At 54.6% G+C, this 14,769-nt stretch carries 15 protein-coding genes; 6 read left to right on the top strand and 9 right to left on the bottom strand.

Translation table 11 applies throughout. The annotated features are described in order from the left end of the window. The coding region (locus H6F43_RS18270) for a response regulator transcription factor (RefSeq protein WP_190344139.1) at positions 1-917 on the bottom strand (917 nt) is incomplete at its 3' end. 416 nt (positions 918-1,333) lie between these two features. Then, entirely contained in the window at positions 1,334-2,593 is a 1,260-nt protein-coding gene (locus tag H6F43_RS18275) for a glycine zipper domain-containing protein (RefSeq protein WP_190344140.1), read from the bottom strand. 203 nt (positions 2,594-2,796) lie between these two features. On the opposite strand from H6F43_RS18275, the gene H6F43_RS18280 reads away from it, so the two are divergent. Further along, the gene (locus tag H6F43_RS18280) at positions 2,797-2,958 is read left to right on the top strand and encodes a hypothetical protein (protein ID WP_190344141.1); all 162 of its coding nucleotides are present in this window, start codon (positions 2,797-2,799) and stop codon (positions 2,956-2,958) included. A 26-nt stretch (positions 2,959-2,984) separates the two neighbouring features. Here the strand turns inward: H6F43_RS18280 and H6F43_RS18285 are convergent, their stop codons facing one another. Next, positions 2,985-3,467 carry a DUF4112 domain-containing protein gene (locus H6F43_RS18285; RefSeq protein ID WP_190344142.1) on the bottom strand — a complete coding sequence of 161 codons (483 nt, stop codon included), beginning with the start codon at positions 3,465-3,467 and terminating at the stop codon, positions 2,985-2,987. A gap of 77 nt (positions 3,468-3,544) precedes the next feature. Between H6F43_RS18285 and H6F43_RS18290 the strand changes: the two genes are divergently transcribed. After that, positions 3,545-4,420 carry an NAD(P)-dependent oxidoreductase gene (locus tag H6F43_RS18290; protein WP_190344143.1) on the top strand — a complete coding sequence of 292 codons (876 nt, stop codon included), beginning with the start codon at positions 3,545-3,547 and terminating at the stop codon, positions 4,418-4,420. A 44-nt stretch (positions 4,421-4,464) separates the two neighbouring features. On the opposite strand, the gene H6F43_RS18295 is transcribed toward H6F43_RS18290, so the two are convergent. Both H6F43_RS18295 and H6F43_RS18300 read right to left on the bottom strand, forming a co-directional pair. Further along, a complete protein-coding gene (locus tag H6F43_RS18295; protein ID WP_190344144.1) occupies positions 4,465-5,211 on the bottom strand; it encodes a PspA/IM30 family protein in 747 nt (248 codons plus the stop codon). Between the two features lie 150 nt (positions 5,212-5,361). Continuing rightward, positions 5,362-6,684, bottom strand: coding sequence for a hypothetical protein (locus tag H6F43_RS18300; RefSeq protein WP_190344145.1), 1,323 nt, complete (start codon positions 6,682-6,684; stop codon positions 5,362-5,364). Positions 6,685-6,769: 85 nt separating this feature from the next. Here H6F43_RS18300 and H6F43_RS18305 point away from each other — a divergent pair, with 85 nt between their 5' ends. Further along, positions 6,770-7,321 (top strand): DciA family protein, encoded by a 552-nt coding sequence (locus tag H6F43_RS18305; protein WP_190344146.1) that lies wholly within the window; start codon positions 6,770-6,772, stop codon positions 7,319-7,321. Between the two features lie 436 nt (positions 7,322-7,757). Continuing rightward, the gene (locus tag H6F43_RS23245) at positions 7,758-8,051 is read left to right on the top strand and encodes a hypothetical protein (RefSeq protein WP_347272436.1); all 294 of its coding nucleotides are present in this window, start codon (positions 7,758-7,760) and stop codon (positions 8,049-8,051) included. Positions 8,052-8,194: 143 nt separating this feature from the next. Here H6F43_RS23245 and menB read toward each other — a convergent pair whose 3' ends face one another. The 4 genes from menB to H6F43_RS18325 form a co-directional block, all read right to left on the bottom strand. Beyond that, a complete protein-coding gene (gene menB / locus H6F43_RS18310) occupies positions 8,195-9,028 on the bottom strand; it encodes a 1,4-dihydroxy-2-naphthoyl-CoA synthase (protein ID WP_190344147.1) in 834 nt (277 codons plus the stop codon). Between the two features lie 104 nt (positions 9,029-9,132). Beyond that, on the bottom strand, positions 9,133-10,875 hold the full coding sequence (menD, locus tag H6F43_RS18315) for a 2-succinyl-5-enolpyruvyl-6-hydroxy-3-cyclohexene-1-carboxylic-acid synthase (RefSeq protein WP_190344148.1): 1,743 nt from the start codon (positions 10,873-10,875) through the stop codon (positions 9,133-9,135). 24 nt (positions 10,876-10,899) lie between these two features. Next, positions 10,900-11,661: a Uma2 family endonuclease gene (locus tag H6F43_RS18320; RefSeq protein ID WP_190344149.1), complete on the bottom strand. Its 762-nt coding sequence runs from the start codon at positions 11,659-11,661 to the stop codon at positions 10,900-10,902. Between the two features lie 35 nt (positions 11,662-11,696). Beyond that, positions 11,697-13,142, bottom strand: a complete 1,446-nt coding sequence (locus H6F43_RS18325) for an isochorismate synthase (RefSeq protein WP_190344150.1) — start codon at positions 13,140-13,142, stop codon at positions 11,697-11,699. Positions 13,143-13,407: 265 nt separating this feature from the next. Here H6F43_RS18325 and menA point away from each other — a divergent pair, with 265 nt between their 5' ends. Both menA and menC read left to right on the top strand, forming a co-directional pair. Continuing rightward, positions 13,408-14,310, top strand: a complete 903-nt coding sequence (gene menA / locus H6F43_RS18330; RefSeq protein WP_190344151.1) for a 2-carboxy-1,4-naphthoquinone phytyltransferase — start codon at positions 13,408-13,410, stop codon at positions 14,308-14,310. Beyond that, a partial coding sequence (gene menC / locus H6F43_RS18335) for an o-succinylbenzoate synthase (RefSeq protein ID WP_190344152.1) occupies positions 14,310-14,769 on the top strand: 460 nt, incomplete at its 3' end. The genes menA and menC, both read left to right, overlap by 1 nt.

Raw genomic sequence — 14,769 nt, forward strand, 5'->3', positions numbered from 1 at the left:
GAGCCAGCTAGCTTATGAGACTCCTGCTCTGCCTGCTGTCGCAGCGCCTCAGTCAACTGATCTTGCAGCAGCAGCGCCACGGCTTGCTCAAGCACGGCAACCCGTCGATCGACCGCCTCCTTGACCTGCTCCCAAATATCAACAATTCCGGCGATCGTCTCCGATTCAACGCGGAGTCGATCTAACTCACGCTGCCCCTTTCCATCGTTGCTCCGAGATTCCTTGAGGTCTTGACGCTTTTCTTCTCCAGGTCGAAGTCGATAGCCAATGCCGTAAACGGTTTCGATCGGATCGCCTAAGGCCCCTGCTGCCTTAAGCTTCTGGCGGAGTCCCTTAACATGGGAGCGGATAGTATCTTCGGTGGGCGGTTCTTCAAACGACCAAATGTGATCGATTAACGCACTCGTGTTGAAAATGCGGTGGGGGTTTCGCAAGAGAAGCTCTAGTAACCCGTATTCCTTTGGAGTCAGCCGTACCAGTTGATGCTCGCAGGTGACTTCACAAATGCTAGGGTCTAGCCTCAAATTTCGCCACTCCAGCAGCGGCGGCAAGGCAGTGTTGCCCCGACGCAGTAGGGCACGAATACGCGCTAATAGCTCTTGTAGATTAAACGGCTTGGCAACATAGTCATCTGCTCCCGCATCCAAGCCCATTACTTTGTTGGTGCTAGCTTGTTGGGCGGTTAACAGCAGAATGGGAGTCCGGTTCCCTTGCGATCGCAGCTTACGACATAAGCTAATCCCATCCAGCTTGGGCAGAATTACATCCAGCAGAATTAGGTCATAGGTAAACGATTCCAGCAGTTCCCAACCTGCTTCACCATCTGCCACCACATCAACAACATAATGTTGATCAATTAGAGCTTTGGCAAGTGGCTCAGCGATTAATCCATCATCCTCTATCAGTAAAATTTTCATAGCGGCTATGACCGCAAGCTATAAAGACTGTGAGTCATTAGGAGAATAATTGTGCCACTTTGCAGAGCAATCTATCGTAAGCCTATCTCGAATTGGGCATTAGATTGACGTAGCGTTGTAAATATCAACTAACAAGCGTTCTAAAGATTTAATAGAGGAATAATTACTGATTTCTTCACCTCAGGAGCAATAAGCTAAGCGACTGAAATCTAGCTGATGTTAGGATGTCACGTCAATAGACGGTCTCCCCCCACCCCAACCGTTTTTGACTGGCTATATAGACTATTTCAAGTTTTAGAGTGCCAGTATAGCAAACGCACCAAAAGAGTAGGGCGAATAATACTCACCCTACTCACAAGAAACTCTTCGAGCTTTAACGAAGCATGGGGGCTTAGCCCCCATCAAACGTAGCTGGTTTAGCTAGTTGCTTCTACCTGCTGGAGGATGCGATCGAGGTTCTCTACCGCCTGAGTCTCACCCAAGATGCGGCTAATATCGCGCGATCGGCGAATGTGCGCAATCCCCTCACCTTCTCTACCCAACTGGAACAGCACAACGCCTAGGTTGAACTGCGCTTCAGGAGAATCCGGTATGAGACGGGCAACTTCTCTAAACGCAGTTTCAGCCCCGACCAAATCGCCTTGGCTGCTCAGCATAACTCCACGATCGAATTCAACCTGCGCTACTTCGATATTGCTTGAATCGTTGAATGATCCGATTGGCAGATCGGTTATTTGACTCGTTTGATCGACGGGTTGCAGTTGATTGACTCGATCGGAGGCAATGATCGGCTCAATGCCTGCGGACGTTCCTTCCTGGATCGTTGATTGAGTGTTTTGAGTCGCTCCAGCAGCGGCACCCTGAGTCGTGCGCTGAACGGAGTCTGCCACGCTAGAAGCGGAGGACTGGACATTGTCGGACACGCTCTCAATCGCTTGAGTTACTTTAGGTTGAGCGCTCTGAGCCGTGCGCTGAACGGAGTCTGCCACGCTAGAAGCGGAGGACTGGACATTGTCGGACACGCTCTCGATCGTTTGAGTCATCTTGGGCTGAGCGTCCTGAACTGCCCCTTTGACGGACTGCGCCGCACCTTGCACGGAGTCTGCCACACTTGAGGCAGAAGATTGAATGCTTGCAGAGGCGCTCTGAACGGCTTGCTTCACGGTTGGTCGAGCATCTTCGACGGTCCCTCTGACCGCGTCCACCGTCTGCACCACAGAAGGACGACTTTCATCGATCGTTTCGGTCACAGCATTAATTGCGTCAGATACGGCAGGACGCGCTTCGTCGATCGTTTCGGTGACCGCATCGATCGCGCCTAGTACCGAAGGCTGAACGGCATCAATATTTTGCTTTACGGCATCTACGGCACTAATGACAGACGGCTTAATTTCGTTAACCGTCTGCTTCACGTTCTGCTTTACACTACCAACCACGTCGTCGATCTTTTGGTCAACGCCCTCAGCCGCTTCACGCCCAACGTTAGCACCCGCGACGCCCCCAACAACTGCACCAATGGCAGCACCGAATCGTCCACCCACTAACCGACCAATTACGGCTCCCGCCAATCCACCACCGACGACTCCAACACCCGTTGCAACCGTCTGAACTGGATCAGGTGCTTGGTTATGTTGAATCGTCTCAAGCTGATTCGGATCGATCGTATTCTCTGACATGCTTTGTACTCCTTTTCTCAAATTGTTTTTTGCAACTTCTTTCAGAGGTTGCTAACACCTCAACCCTAACGCTTGCTTCGGTTTCAGCACTCCGCTAAAAGAGGGAGGTCAGAGAATTACTTGCAACTAAATTGTGAGAATGCAGAATATCTTGTCCGGAATAAGAAGGAAGTAGGGAGTATTTCTAACTAATTAAGATGTGATTGGTGATCAATTTCCAAATTGATCACCAATCACATCTCAGCTATCCGATCGCCAAGGAAGTAATCGCCCTTCAAATTACTGCTTCTTCAGTCGAGCAGGATGCAGAAATAAACAGCAAAACTATCTTGCTTGGCATTGGAACTGGTGATGAAGTGCGTTAACTAATTCCTCATGGACTAGCGGATCGTCAACCGTTAATGGCTCGCCAAATCAAGCTGACTAGCAGCGTTGCAACCGTCGCGACTCCAAGTACGATCGCCACCAGCGCAATTACTAGCACCACTAGAAATGCGCGATCGGCTCGTTGCTGCGGGCGAGGATGGGCAACGTGCGCTTCCAAGAGCGCCAAGTTACGGCTGTTTGCCTTCCACGTCGCGTCAAAAAAGTCTCCGATGATTGGCAGTGACCCAAACACTGAATCCAGAACGAGGTTGACTAACATCCGCGTCAGGGTCGATCGTGGCAGTCCAAATCGCGCCGCCTCCAAAATAATGTATGCCGAGAGCGCACTCCCCGCCACGTCTCCAGCGCCCGGAAGCAAGCCCAGCAGCGGATCAATTCCTACTCGATACGTTGTACCAGGAATTGGAATCGCATTGTCCATTACGTGGCTAATGGTACGCAACCGTTGCAGCGCGGCATCTCTGGAAACGGGTTGACTTTGAGGCATTCGTTAGGATGGTCGGCAGATCACTCACAGGATACCAGAGGGATTAACGGCTCAAGCGAGGAAAGACAGATTTGGCGATGAAAAAACTTTTAGTGACTGGTGCGAGTGGCTTTTTGGGCTGGAATCTTTGTCGTGCTGCATTAGCGAACTGGCAGGTGTACGGGACGTACTGGAGGCAACCGATCGCCCTGCCCGACGCAACCCTACTCAAGGTTGACCTAACGAATGCTCAGGATCTCATGCACCTGTTTGACACGGTTCGACCCGACGCTGTAGCGCATCTGGCAGCCCAGTCTAGCCCAAACGTTTGTCAAACCCAGCCAGAAGACGCCTACCGAGTCAACGTGGCAGCAACGTCGTTGATTGCAGAATTGTGCGCCGATCGTGCCGTACCCCTCGCGTTTACCTCAACCGATTTGGTCTTCGATGGGTTAAACCCGCCCTACCGAGAACGCGATCCAGTTTCACCAATCAACCGCTACGGCGAACAAAAAGCGCTGGCAGAGGGTGCGGTGCTGAGCCACTATCCCAATGCTGCGGTCTGTCGAATGCCGCTGATGTTTGGGGCAGCGCCACCAACGGCAAGCAGCTTCATTCAGCCGTGGCTGCAAACGCTGCGATCGAGCGGAAGCCTAGCGCTATTCATCGACGAGTTTCGCACTCCGGTCAGCGCTACGACAGCGGCTCAAGGGATTCTGCTGGCGCTGCAACAGGTGCACGGACGAATTCATCTCGGCGGTAAAGAGAGCATCTCGCGCTATGAGTTTGGGCGACTCATGGCAGAGGTGCTGGAGCTACCCAGTGACACGGTCAGCGCGTGCCGTCAGCAGGATGTGCCAATGGCAGCGCCACGATCGCCAAACGCTTCGTTGGACAGCTCCTTGGCGTTCGGGTTGGGCTACGCGCCACGATCTCTGCGAGAGGAACTAGAGGCGCTGAAGGGGTGCGTCTGATGCAATGCACCTCTAACTAACGGTCAGTGCAAGAAATAGGGGTTTTAGGAGCCTTCAATTTGCGATCGCAGCCTCTCCAATTCTGGGTCAGTTGCGGGTGTGGTGCTAGAAGGAAGCTGAGCAGATTCTGTTCCCGTGATTAGCTGGTTTTTCATTGCCGCCAGTTCTGCCTCGACTTCATCCGTTTCGCCGAGGGCTTCAATGCGCTTTTCCAGATCGTCCATGCCTAGTTCTGCAACCGCTTCAGACTGCGCTTCTAGCTGCAAGACTTTTTCTTCCATGCGCTCAAAGGCTTGTAGCGCGCTGCCTGTACCTACGCGCCCCATCATTTCGTTGATCTGCTGGGTTGCCTTGGCCGATCGTGCCCGCGCAATGTAGAGGTCTTTCTTGGTCTTCGCTTCAGAAATCTTGCTCTCCAGCTTTATCATGTTCTGCTTAAGCTGGGTGACGATGCCTGCCTGCTGGTCAAGCTGCGACTTCAGCGCTTCGGCAGTGTCTTGGTAGGATTTGCGTCGCGTCAGCGCTTCTCGCGCCAGGTTTTCATCGCCCTTTTCCAGCGCGAGTTGGGCGCGTTTCTTCCATTCGTTCGCGGTAGTGGTTGCCTGAGAGTATTGCCGTTCGGTGCGCTTTTGCGTTGCGATCGCCTGCGCTACTGCCTGCCGAAGCTGGATTAGATCCTCTTGCATGTCCAGAACGGTCTGCTCCAGGATTTTCTCTGGGTCCTCCGCCTGACTGACCAAACTGTTGAAATTAGCGCGAATCAACCGCCAGATTCGGTCAAACAGTCCCATGACGCTCTCCACGACTTGAGTGATGGCGAATTTTGAATTGTAAATGATGAATTTTGAATAACAATGCTGTGGGCTAGCCAAAATTGATCATTCAAGATTTATCATTCAGAACTCTCTTCAATCCTATCGCACCTGCTCGATCGGAGCGCTCTAGCGCTGTTTAACTTCTGCCGAAATCCCTTGCTTGCGAAGTTCTGCGGCACGGGCTTCTGCTTCAGCAGGCGTCCCAAAGGCGCCACCTTGAATTACGGCGCGGCCATCTGAGGCGCTGCGAACGTACGCATCGGGAACCACTTTCTGAACAACTCCCAGCGTATTGTCGCCATCGAAGGGAATTTCAACTTTCACCGGATAGCCGCCAGGCGGAGCGCTGCGAGGAGCGGCACTGGTGGTTGGTGCAGCAGGCGGCAGCGATCGTGGCACTGCCACCGATCGCTCCACTGGCGCAGGTGCGGCTGTGACTCGTGGCGCGGGCGGCACAGGTGCGGCACTGCGAGTCGGGTAGCTGGGCGCAGGTGCGGCGCTGCGAGTCGAGTAGCTGGATACAGGGGCAGGCGCAGGCGCGACGGGTTCTGGCGGCGCGAGCTGAGGCGCACTAGAGGTCGCGGGCGCGGAAGTCGTTGGCGCAGGTGGCACGGGGCGACTCGCGGGAGCAACAGACGGGCGAGGACTCGGCATGGCGGCGGGAGATGCTTTCCCCGGATTGAGCGTGCTCAAGGTGCTGAGATTCAAATCCTTGAACTCCTGAGCCGCCAGATTCGGCTGTGGGGCGATCGTCGAACCATCTAACTGTGGTGTATCGTTTGGCGTTTGACTGGTGGATGCAGAGTTTGATTTATCCGAAGCGAACAGGCGGCTAATTCCAGTTGGATTCATCACCACGTAGCCAAACAGCGCGCTGGAGAGCAGCAGCAACAGCATCGACCCGACACCCAGAGGAGTTAGCAAGCTCTGCATGAAGCCGCGCTCTGCTTGCACTTGCGCTTCTTCCGCTGCCAAACTGCGCAGCAGCTCTTCAGATGATTCCAGATAGTCGTCTAGTTCTGGAGCCGTTCGTACGAGGGCATTTTGCCTCGACTCCGGCGTAAACAAATCGTCACTTAGAGTGGGCGGTTCGGGCGTCAGGGCACGCTCGGATGCCGTGGCGATGGCAAGTGAAGGCGCTGGGTCGTCCCAGGCAGACGGTTCCGCAACTGCCGGAGTCGATCGCGCCTGCGGAACCGCTGGGCTGGCGGTTGATGGTAGGGAAACTTGCTCCGGCACTGGGCTAGCGGTTCGGCGCTTGGCTGGAGTCGATCGTCCGCTGATTCGCTGCCGTCGGTATCGCGCCAGTTCATCCTCTAGCTGCACATCCAGATTCGCTAGAGCCGTATGTAAAACTGGATGAATAGACTCTACCGGGGCGGAACCGTCGTCCAGCCTGTGGTTTGGTGCGGACTGGATGGAACCGTCGGCTCTGGAATACTGATGCATATCACGACTCCTGCTCAGGGGGACGGTGAGTGACGAGTGAGTTAACGTTATACACTGTTTTGCCAAACCGCGATCGCTTTTTCTCATGGCGCTAAACTCGATTTCTCAGGTCCTCACGGGGCTAGAGGCGCAGTATCAGTCCCCCGAACGCCAGCAGTTACAGCGCTTGCTTCAGTGTTGGGTAGAGGCTGTGGGTCCGGCTGCTGCCACCCAGACGCAGCCGCTAGCGGTGCAACGCGGTGTGCTGCGGGTGGCGACGTCCAGCGCCGCGTGGGCGCAGAATTTGATGTTCGATCGACGACGAATTCTGGAGAAACTGAATCCGCACTTGCCAACGCCGCTAACCGACATTCGGTTCTCTACAGCGCAGTGGCAAGACCGCAAAGCGATTGTCTCCTCGTTTGGCTCCGAGCAGCAGACCCAGCTCTGGCAGGCGCACCCAAGCCGATTGGCAGCGGTGCCGCAGCCGCGATCGACGGAATTCAGCGATCCGACACAAGCCTTTCAGCAGTGGGCAGCGTCTGTGCAATCGCGAATGCAAGACTTGCCGTTGTGTCCAGAGTGTCAGTGTCCAACGCCTGCCGGAGAGCTCGATCGCTGGAGCGTCTGTGCCCACTGTGCTGCAAAGCAGTGGTAATCACACTCTTTTTATAACGATTTGTATAACAATCCCAGAGAGATTGGGTACTTTATGGAAGCCAACGGTGCTACATACCGAAATCCTGTGCTGCTTGGAGCTGTTCCCGGTGACGTGAGTCCTCACTCTCACAATCTGTAAATTGACAGAGGTAATCCAGTCTCAATTGGAAATACCTTAAGAGTGTCGAATTTCTAATTTTCAGTGATCCCCTACGGTTTTTAGCAAAAAACAAGCCTGATTGTGCGTGAGATAACAGAATTACAGCTCAAATGTTGCTCATGGTTTCACAAACATGAAAACAATCTTAAAGCCGATTTCAGTCTGCGATCCCTCAAAGGCTGATGGAAGCGGAATTGTAGGGCTTGTTTCTGTAATTACTAGGAATTTAGGTGAATCAGAATAAGTATCAATTCCGTTTTCAAAACAATCCTTTATGACCACCCCAACTAATTCCACATTCGCCTGTCGGTACTGTCGGCACTACACGCCGCAGGGACGGCGTGGTGGACACTGCCAGCAGCTCAACGTTACTGTTCAAGGTAGCTGGAGAGCCTGCAGTCTGGCGATCCCACCGTTTCAGCGTACCTGGAACAGCCTTGGGGATGTCATACATTGGCAGCCGATGCTTCCGTTGCGCGAAGTAACGAACTCAATAAGTGCCGGTGCAGAAAGGGCATTAGAAACCGTTACAATTGCTTCAAAAGTGGCTGAACCAATCGCAAGATAATTATCACAAAATAGTTTTTTAAACTACAAAAAGTAGGAGCACTCTGATCAGTGCTCCTACTTTTTTAAAGACAACTTCATCCGCTTGAAGATTTATCCGATCGCAAAAGAATCTCAGGTTGAACTGAACCGACCTTGTCTCGGTCAAGGCAACCAGGGGTACTGGCGGAAGTTGGGCGATCTCTTTTCCAAAAAGGCTTGCTTTCCTTCGGACCCCTCCTCGCTCATGTAGTAGAGCAGAGTGGCATTGCCTGCCAACTCCTGTAAGCCTGCTTGCCCGTCGCAGTCAGCGTTAAATGCTGCTTTGAGGCAGCGGATGGCGATCGGGCTTTTGGCTAAAATCTCTTCTGCCCATTGGACGCCTTCCGCCTCTAGCTGCTCGACGGGGACGACGCAATTGACGAGTCCCATCTCAAGCGCTTGAGCCGCGGTGTATTGGCGGCAAAGATACCAAATTTCTCGCGCTTTCTTCTGCCCCACGATGCGGGCGAGGTAGCTGGCACCAAATCCACCATCAAAGCTGCCAACTTTCGGACCTGTTTGCCCAAAAATGGCGTTGTCTGCGGCGATTGTTAGGTCGCACAGCAGATGCAGCACGTGTCCACCGCCGATCGCGTAGCCTGCCACCAGCGCAATAATGACCTTGGGCATCGATCGGATTAATCGCTGTAAATCCAGCACGTTCAGGCGCGGAACGCCCGCATCGTCTACATAGCCGGCGTGTCCGCGTACGCTCTGATCGCCACCTGCGCAAAAAGCATACTTACCGTCTGTATGCGGACCTGCGCCCGTAAACAGCACCACGCCGATGCGCGTATCCTCGCGGGCGTTGGCAAATGCGTCGTAGAGTTCCACAACGGTTTTGGGGCGAAAGGCATTGCGCTTGTGGGGGCGGTTAATGGTGATTTTGGCAATGCCGTCGGCTTTGTGATAGGTGATATCTTCGTAGGTTTTGGCAACGTGCCAGTCGGTTGACATAGAAATTGGGGGTGAGTCGGTGGTGAATCGTCAGTCGCCAGTAATCAGCCGTTAGTAGCAGATGGAGCTGCTACAGACGACGGACCCGTGATGGCTGACTGGAATTAAACCGTGGGGAGTTGTACAGATACCGCAAAAGTACCTAGCTTATTCTGCCGCCATTCGGCATCCGCTTTGCGATCGGTCCGCAGTTCCAGGACGCGAATTCCAGTCGGCGGCAGCGGGTTCAAGCGGGCTTCTAGCTGCTGCCAATTCGTGATTACTTCGTGCTGAACATCGTAGGTGGCGCAGAGTTTGGCGAAGTCGATCGCCTGCGGTGTGGCAAAAAAGCGCTCGAAGGGCGGCTCGAAGCGGGCGATGGGCAGCATCTCAAAAATGCCGCCGCCGTCGTTGTTGATCAGCACGATCGTCAGGTGCCCCACGAAGTGATTCCGCAGCAGCAAGCCGTTGGTGTCGTGCAGAAACGACAAATCTCCGGTTAGCATGACGCTGCTCTGCTGCCGATGAGCCATTCCGAGCGCCGTGGATAGGCTGCCATCGATGCCGTTTGCGCCTCGGTTAAAGAACGGACGAACCCGAGTCGTTCCCGTTGCCCAAAACGACTCCACATCGCGCACGGGCATACTGCTGCTGATGAATAGCGGCGTTCCTGTGGGTAGCACTTTAGAAAGCAGCCATGCCGCTTTGCCCTCAAATAAAGCGCTAAGGTCGCTCATGCGGTGATCGATCGCCCGTCGTACTTGAGCCTCTGCCGCGCACCATTGATTTAGATACGAACTGGGGGATGCAGGTGCCTGATCGCCTAATCCGTCTACGAACGCTTCTACCGATCGACGCAAATGTGTCGTTGGACCATGCAACGGGTCAAGATTGCGCCCATCGGGGTCCAGAATCCACTGGCGCGGTTGCACAGTCGCTAGCCACGTGCGGAGCGGCTTACTCGTTGGCATTTCACCGATGCGAATCACTGTATCGGGCGCTAATTGTTGCGCCAGCTTGGGATTCCGCAAAATCAAGTCGTAGGTAGAAATCAGGTTTGGGTTCAGGTCGGCGTAGTTCCGCAGCGGCGACAGCCCTTCTGCCAGCACGGGATAGCCCGTCAGCTTCGAGAGGCGAGCGATCGCGTGGCAGTAGCGGTCTGGAACGGCGGGCTGGGCGGGACCAACAATGATCAGACCGTGGGGGGAGTGGGGCAGTGAGGCAGCAGGGAGCGGAGCAGGGAGAATCGAGCGTTGGGGAGTGATGGAGGCGAAGAAGGCCGTGGAATCGAAGACAAGCGCTTGCGCCTGCGAGTCGGGAATGGGAGCAAGCGGGTCACGGAACGGGAGGTTAAGGTGGACGGGCCCTGCGACGGGGTAAAGGGTTTGCTCCCAAGCGTGGATGAGGGTTTGTCGCAGGTAGGCGAGTAGAAATGGGTCCAGAGAGGGCAGGGCAATTTCGGCGTGCCAGTTGGGAAAGCTGCCGTAGAGGCGATGCTGGTCGATCGCCTGTCCAGCGTTGCACTCGCGCAGTTCCGGAGGGCGATCGGCGGTTAGCACCAGGAGAGGTACACGGCTTTCTCTTGCTTCGATCACAGCGGCATAGAAATTTGCCCCGGCGGTTCCCGACGTACACACCAACACGACGGGTTGCTTACTCTGACGCGCCACTCCTAGCGCGAAAAAGCTTGCCGATCGCTCATCTAGCGCTGGAATGGCTTCAATGTCCGGATGGTTGGCAAAGGCGATCGCCAATGGAGCCGATCGCGAACCTGGACAGACGATCGCGGTGGTCAGCCCCAGCCGATGCAGCGTTTCCGCCAGGATCGAAGTCCAGACGAGATTTGTATTTGTAAAATCAATAGACATGAAGCGTTCAAAATAGGCGGCTAGTCATGAGTCTGGGTCAATTCCCTGCGCCCGCAGAAGCTCTGCTAACCGTTGTGCCCGCTGGCGTTCCTGCTGGAGCAGCTGTTCGGTTTGGTCAGCTTTCGCTTCTGCGTGCTCGGCGCGTTCTTCCCCGATTAGCAGCAGGTTGCCCTGAGCATCCCACCAGCGCAGCCAAGGAAGTTCTAAGTTCTGGTAGCGACCGTTCCAAATGCCCAGTTCGACGTTCAGAGCCGCGATCGACCAATGTCCGCGATCGTTCACTGGAAGGCGATGGTACTGTCCTTCCACCAGATGGTAGACTTCGACGCTAGCACGGCTGACTTCATAAATGGCGTAAAACGCAGGGCGAATCACCTGCTCGTAAATCCAGAACTTGCCCGTCCACGGGGTTGTGTCTCGCTCCTCGGACCCGTCGCCTGAGGCGAATTCCACCACGCTCAGCGGTGCAATGAACTCTCGCCACAGGACGTAGGAGCGACGGACGACTCCATCTAGCATCGGCGGCACATTGGGAACGTAGAACCAGTCGAGTGCTTCGGCACCGCGCTCTGGTGGATCTGTCAGCCGCCAGTAGATGCCGCAGTCTTGACCGATGCAGTAGTGTCCATCTGGATGACGACGATCTAGAACGGGCTTAATGGCATCGGTCAGTAACAGACTTTGAGGATGCTCCTGAAAATTCTTCACGAAGGCACCATTCGACGCTGGAAGCTGCGTGTGGTCTGGGAAGGCAGTCAGTTCTGTGGAGTCAGTGAACGAAGTCATAGCACTATCGTCTTCACGATGAATGGCTTGAAGAATTACACGATCGCCTGAAGCAGAGCTTGAAGTTTAAGCTGCACTTCTGCGAGTTCTTGCTCTGGATCGGACCCCGCAACGATTCCAGCCCCAGCAAATAGGCGAGCGCAGCAGCCGTCAATTAACGCCGAGCGAATGCCAACGATGAATTCGCCGTTGCCCTGATGGTCCAACCAGCCGATCGCGCCTGCGTAGAGCGATCGCTCAAATTGCTCGTAGCGGCGAATCTGCTGACAGGTAAGGTCTCTTGGCACTCCAGCTACGGCGGGCGTTGGGTGCAGTGCCGCCACAATGTCCAGCAGAGACACCTGCGGCGGCACCACTGCCCGAAGCGGCGTGTGGAGATGCTGGATGTTTGGCAGGCGCAGCAGGCGCAGAGGCGATCGCTCTGGAGTTAGCCCTAGCTGCTGCAGGCATCCGCTAATAAAGTCCACAACAAGCTGGTGCTCGTGTAAGTCTTTGGCGCTGTGCAGCAGTTGCTCCGCTACAGCAGCATCGTCGTCTGTGGTCTTGCCGCGTGGCGCAGACCCCGCTAGCGCATCTGTGTAAAGCTGCCGATCGCGCAGGCTGACGAGCCGCTCTGGACTGGCGCTGACAAAGGTGTGTCCGGTGCCGCTGCTAGTAGCAACGGTGTAGCAGTCGGGATAGAGCGTCCGCAGGTTGTGCAATGTCGCGGTGGTCTGAAACGGCAGCGGCGATCGCACGTCGATCGCGTGTGCCAGCACGAGCTTGTGAAAGTCCTGCCGCTGAATTGCGGTCCGAATCGATCGCACTGCTTGCTTGAAGTGCTGGGTATCCGTCACATCGCGTCGTGTTGTCCAACCGTGTGCCTGAAAAACAGGACCGGGAAACTCGTAGCGAATTGCTTTAATTGCCTGGATGGTTTCCCACGTTTCGTCTACGACGTGCGCCAGAGGACGGTTAGAATGCAGCACTAGATTGACCGTTAGAACCGCGCGATCGTCTTGGCGAATCACCTGCCAGCGCGGTAGAAACACGGTGGCTGCGGGAAACGGATTGTCCTGATTTGCAGCGTCATTAGAAAATGTGAAGCTACAGAACCAGTACGGTCCGCCTAGTGGATCGTCTCCGACTGACCGCGTCCGAGCACTGGTTGCTTGGACAAACTCGTTGGCGGCGGCGAAGCGATGCCTACCTTGTACCTGAAGCTGATCGACCGACCCGATCGCCGCGATCGATCGTCCTGGAATTGAGGATGATTCTCGGTTGCGCTTCTCAAAATAGAAATTTAATTCGTTCGGCTGCGCTAACTGGTGCAGCACGGCTAACGGATCAACGGGACCAATGTCTAACGAAACGCTAAAAATGCGCGGACCATCTTTCGTAACGCTGTCTTCCGTAACACTATCTTCCTGGCAAGCAGCAAGGAGTTGATAGAGGTCCCTGCGGCTTTGCAACAGGCGGTTGCAGGACGATGTAACTGGCATGTAACAGGCGCAATGGGTCGTTCTCTCAGTATAGTGACTGCGGCTACCTGCTTAGGTATGAGAACGGGTGACTTGGAAGCAAGCCAATTCGTGATCATCTCCGAGAAACCCCATCAGCTTGTGCGGTTAGTGTACAAGTTAAATCTGAATTGGCAGCGGTGAATGTTGCGAAGTTTAAAGGCTTTACACCTCAAGCACAGAGCCAGATCCACCAAACCGTAGAATGATGAAACTGCGGGATATTGAACTCAATTCTTGTAACGAAATGACAACAAAAACGGTTGAGCACTCCACAAATAAGCTATGGCTGGCAGCGATTAAGCCGCCGATGTATAGCGTTGCGATTATGCCAATTCTGATAGGAACCGCGATCGCGGTTGCCGAAACCAGAACGTTGCAGGCGGGCATTTTCTCGACATTTGTGTTCTCGGCAATTTTAATTCTGGCTTGGGAAAACCTCAGCAACGATGTGTTTGACTCGGAAACAGGCGTTGATGTGAACAAGCATCACTCGCTCGTGAACCTGACGCACAATAAATCGTTGGTTTTTTGGCTGGGAAATCTCTGTCTCGCTACGGGACTGTTTGGCATCGGGGCGATCGCCACGGTGCAGCAAGACCCAACCGTAGTTGCCATCATTCTTGTCTGCTGTGTTCTCGGCTATATCTATCAGGGACCTCCATTTCGACTGAGCTACCAGGGCTGGGGCGAAATTCTCTGCTTTTTTGCCTTTGGTCCGCTGGCGTTTGCTGCTGCCTACTACAGCCAAACCAAAGCCTGGTCGGGTACGAACCTGGCAGCCTCGACGATCGTCGGCATCTCCACCAGCCTAATTTTGCTCTGCTCCCATTTCCATCAGGTCAAAGACGACGAGGCTGTGGGCAAGCGATCTCCGATCGTTCGCATGGGAACCGCCAGAGCTGCTCAATTGCTGCCTTGGCTCTGCGGCAGCTTGTATGCGCTGACGGGGCTGTTTGTCTGGCTGGGCATGTTTTCCCTGTGGACGCTGCTGATATTTGGTAGCTTGCCGACCGCAATCAAGCTTTGCCAGCACGTTGGCGCAAATCACAACAAGCCCGAACGTGTGAGCAACTGCAAATTTATTGCCGTGTCGCTGCACTTTTGGAGCGGCATTTTTCTGGGAATTGGTTTTTTGCTGCCGACCTAATGTCCTACTCGTTCCAGTTCTCGCCCTACCGTCGTCGATTCAAGCGTCCGTTAACGACGCACCACGGTGTTTGGAGCGTACGCGAAGGGGTAATTCTCCGTCTCGCGAGCGCAACGGGTGCGATCGGTTGGGGCGAGATTGCGCCCGTGCCTTGGTTCGGTTCCGAAACCGTCGAGCAAGCGCTAGCGTTTTGCTGCCAGTTGCCTACGGATCTATCTGAGTCAGAGATTTTGTTGGTGCCCGATTCGCTGCCCGCGTGCCAGTTTGGGCTGGAATCAGCGTGGGAAGAAATTCAAAATTCAAAATTCAAAATTCAAAATTCAAAATCCCCTGCTTTGTCCTACAGTCGCTTGCTGCCTGCGGGAGAAGCCGCGCTGTCTGCATGGAAAATGCTCCATCAGCAGGGATTTCGGACGCTGAAGTGGAAGATTGGGGTCGAGCCGATCGCCCAGGAACTCG

It is taken from the genome of Leptolyngbya sp. FACHB-36 (genome assembly GCF_014695955.1).
In the GTDB taxonomy this organism is placed as follows: domain Bacteria; phylum Cyanobacteriota; class Cyanobacteriia; order Leptolyngbyales; family Leptolyngbyaceae; genus FACHB-36.

Coding starts and splice junctions, on each gene's coding strand:
- H6F43_RS18295 (WP_190344144.1), bottom strand. CDS start 5,211: ATGGGACTGTTTGACCGAATCTGGCGGTTGATTCGCGCTAATTTCAAC.
- H6F43_RS18325 (WP_190344150.1), bottom strand. CDS start 13,142: ATGCCAGTTACATCGTCCTGCAACCGCCTGTTGCAAAGCCGCAGGGAC.
- H6F43_RS23245 (WP_347272436.1), top strand. CDS start 7,758: ATGACCACCCCAACTAATTCCACATTCGCCTGTCGGTACTGTCGGCAC.
- H6F43_RS18300 (WP_190344145.1), bottom strand. CDS start 6,684: ATGCATCAGTATTCCAGAGCCGACGGTTCCATCCAGTCCGCACCAAAC.
- H6F43_RS18320 (WP_190344149.1), bottom strand. CDS start 11,661: ATGACTTCGTTCACTGACTCCACAGAACTGACTGCCTTCCCAGACCAC.
- H6F43_RS18290 (WP_190344143.1), top strand. CDS start 3,545: ATGAAAAAACTTTTAGTGACTGGTGCGAGTGGCTTTTTGGGCTGGAAT.
- menB (WP_190344147.1), bottom strand. CDS start 9,028: ATGTCAACCGACTGGCACGTTGCCAAAACCTACGAAGATATCACCTAT.
- H6F43_RS18275 (WP_190344140.1), bottom strand. CDS start 2,593: ATGTCAGAGAATACGATCGATCCGAATCAGCTTGAGACGATTCAACAT.
- menD (WP_190344148.1), bottom strand. CDS start 10,875: ATGTCTATTGATTTTACAAATACAAATCTCGTCTGGACTTCGATCCTG.
- H6F43_RS18285 (WP_190344142.1), bottom strand. CDS start 3,467: ATGCCTCAAAGTCAACCCGTTTCCAGAGATGCCGCGCTGCAACGGTTG.
- H6F43_RS18305 (WP_190344146.1), top strand. CDS start 6,770: ATGGCGCTAAACTCGATTTCTCAGGTCCTCACGGGGCTAGAGGCGCAG.
- menA (WP_190344151.1), top strand. CDS start 13,408: ATGACAACAAAAACGGTTGAGCACTCCACAAATAAGCTATGGCTGGCA.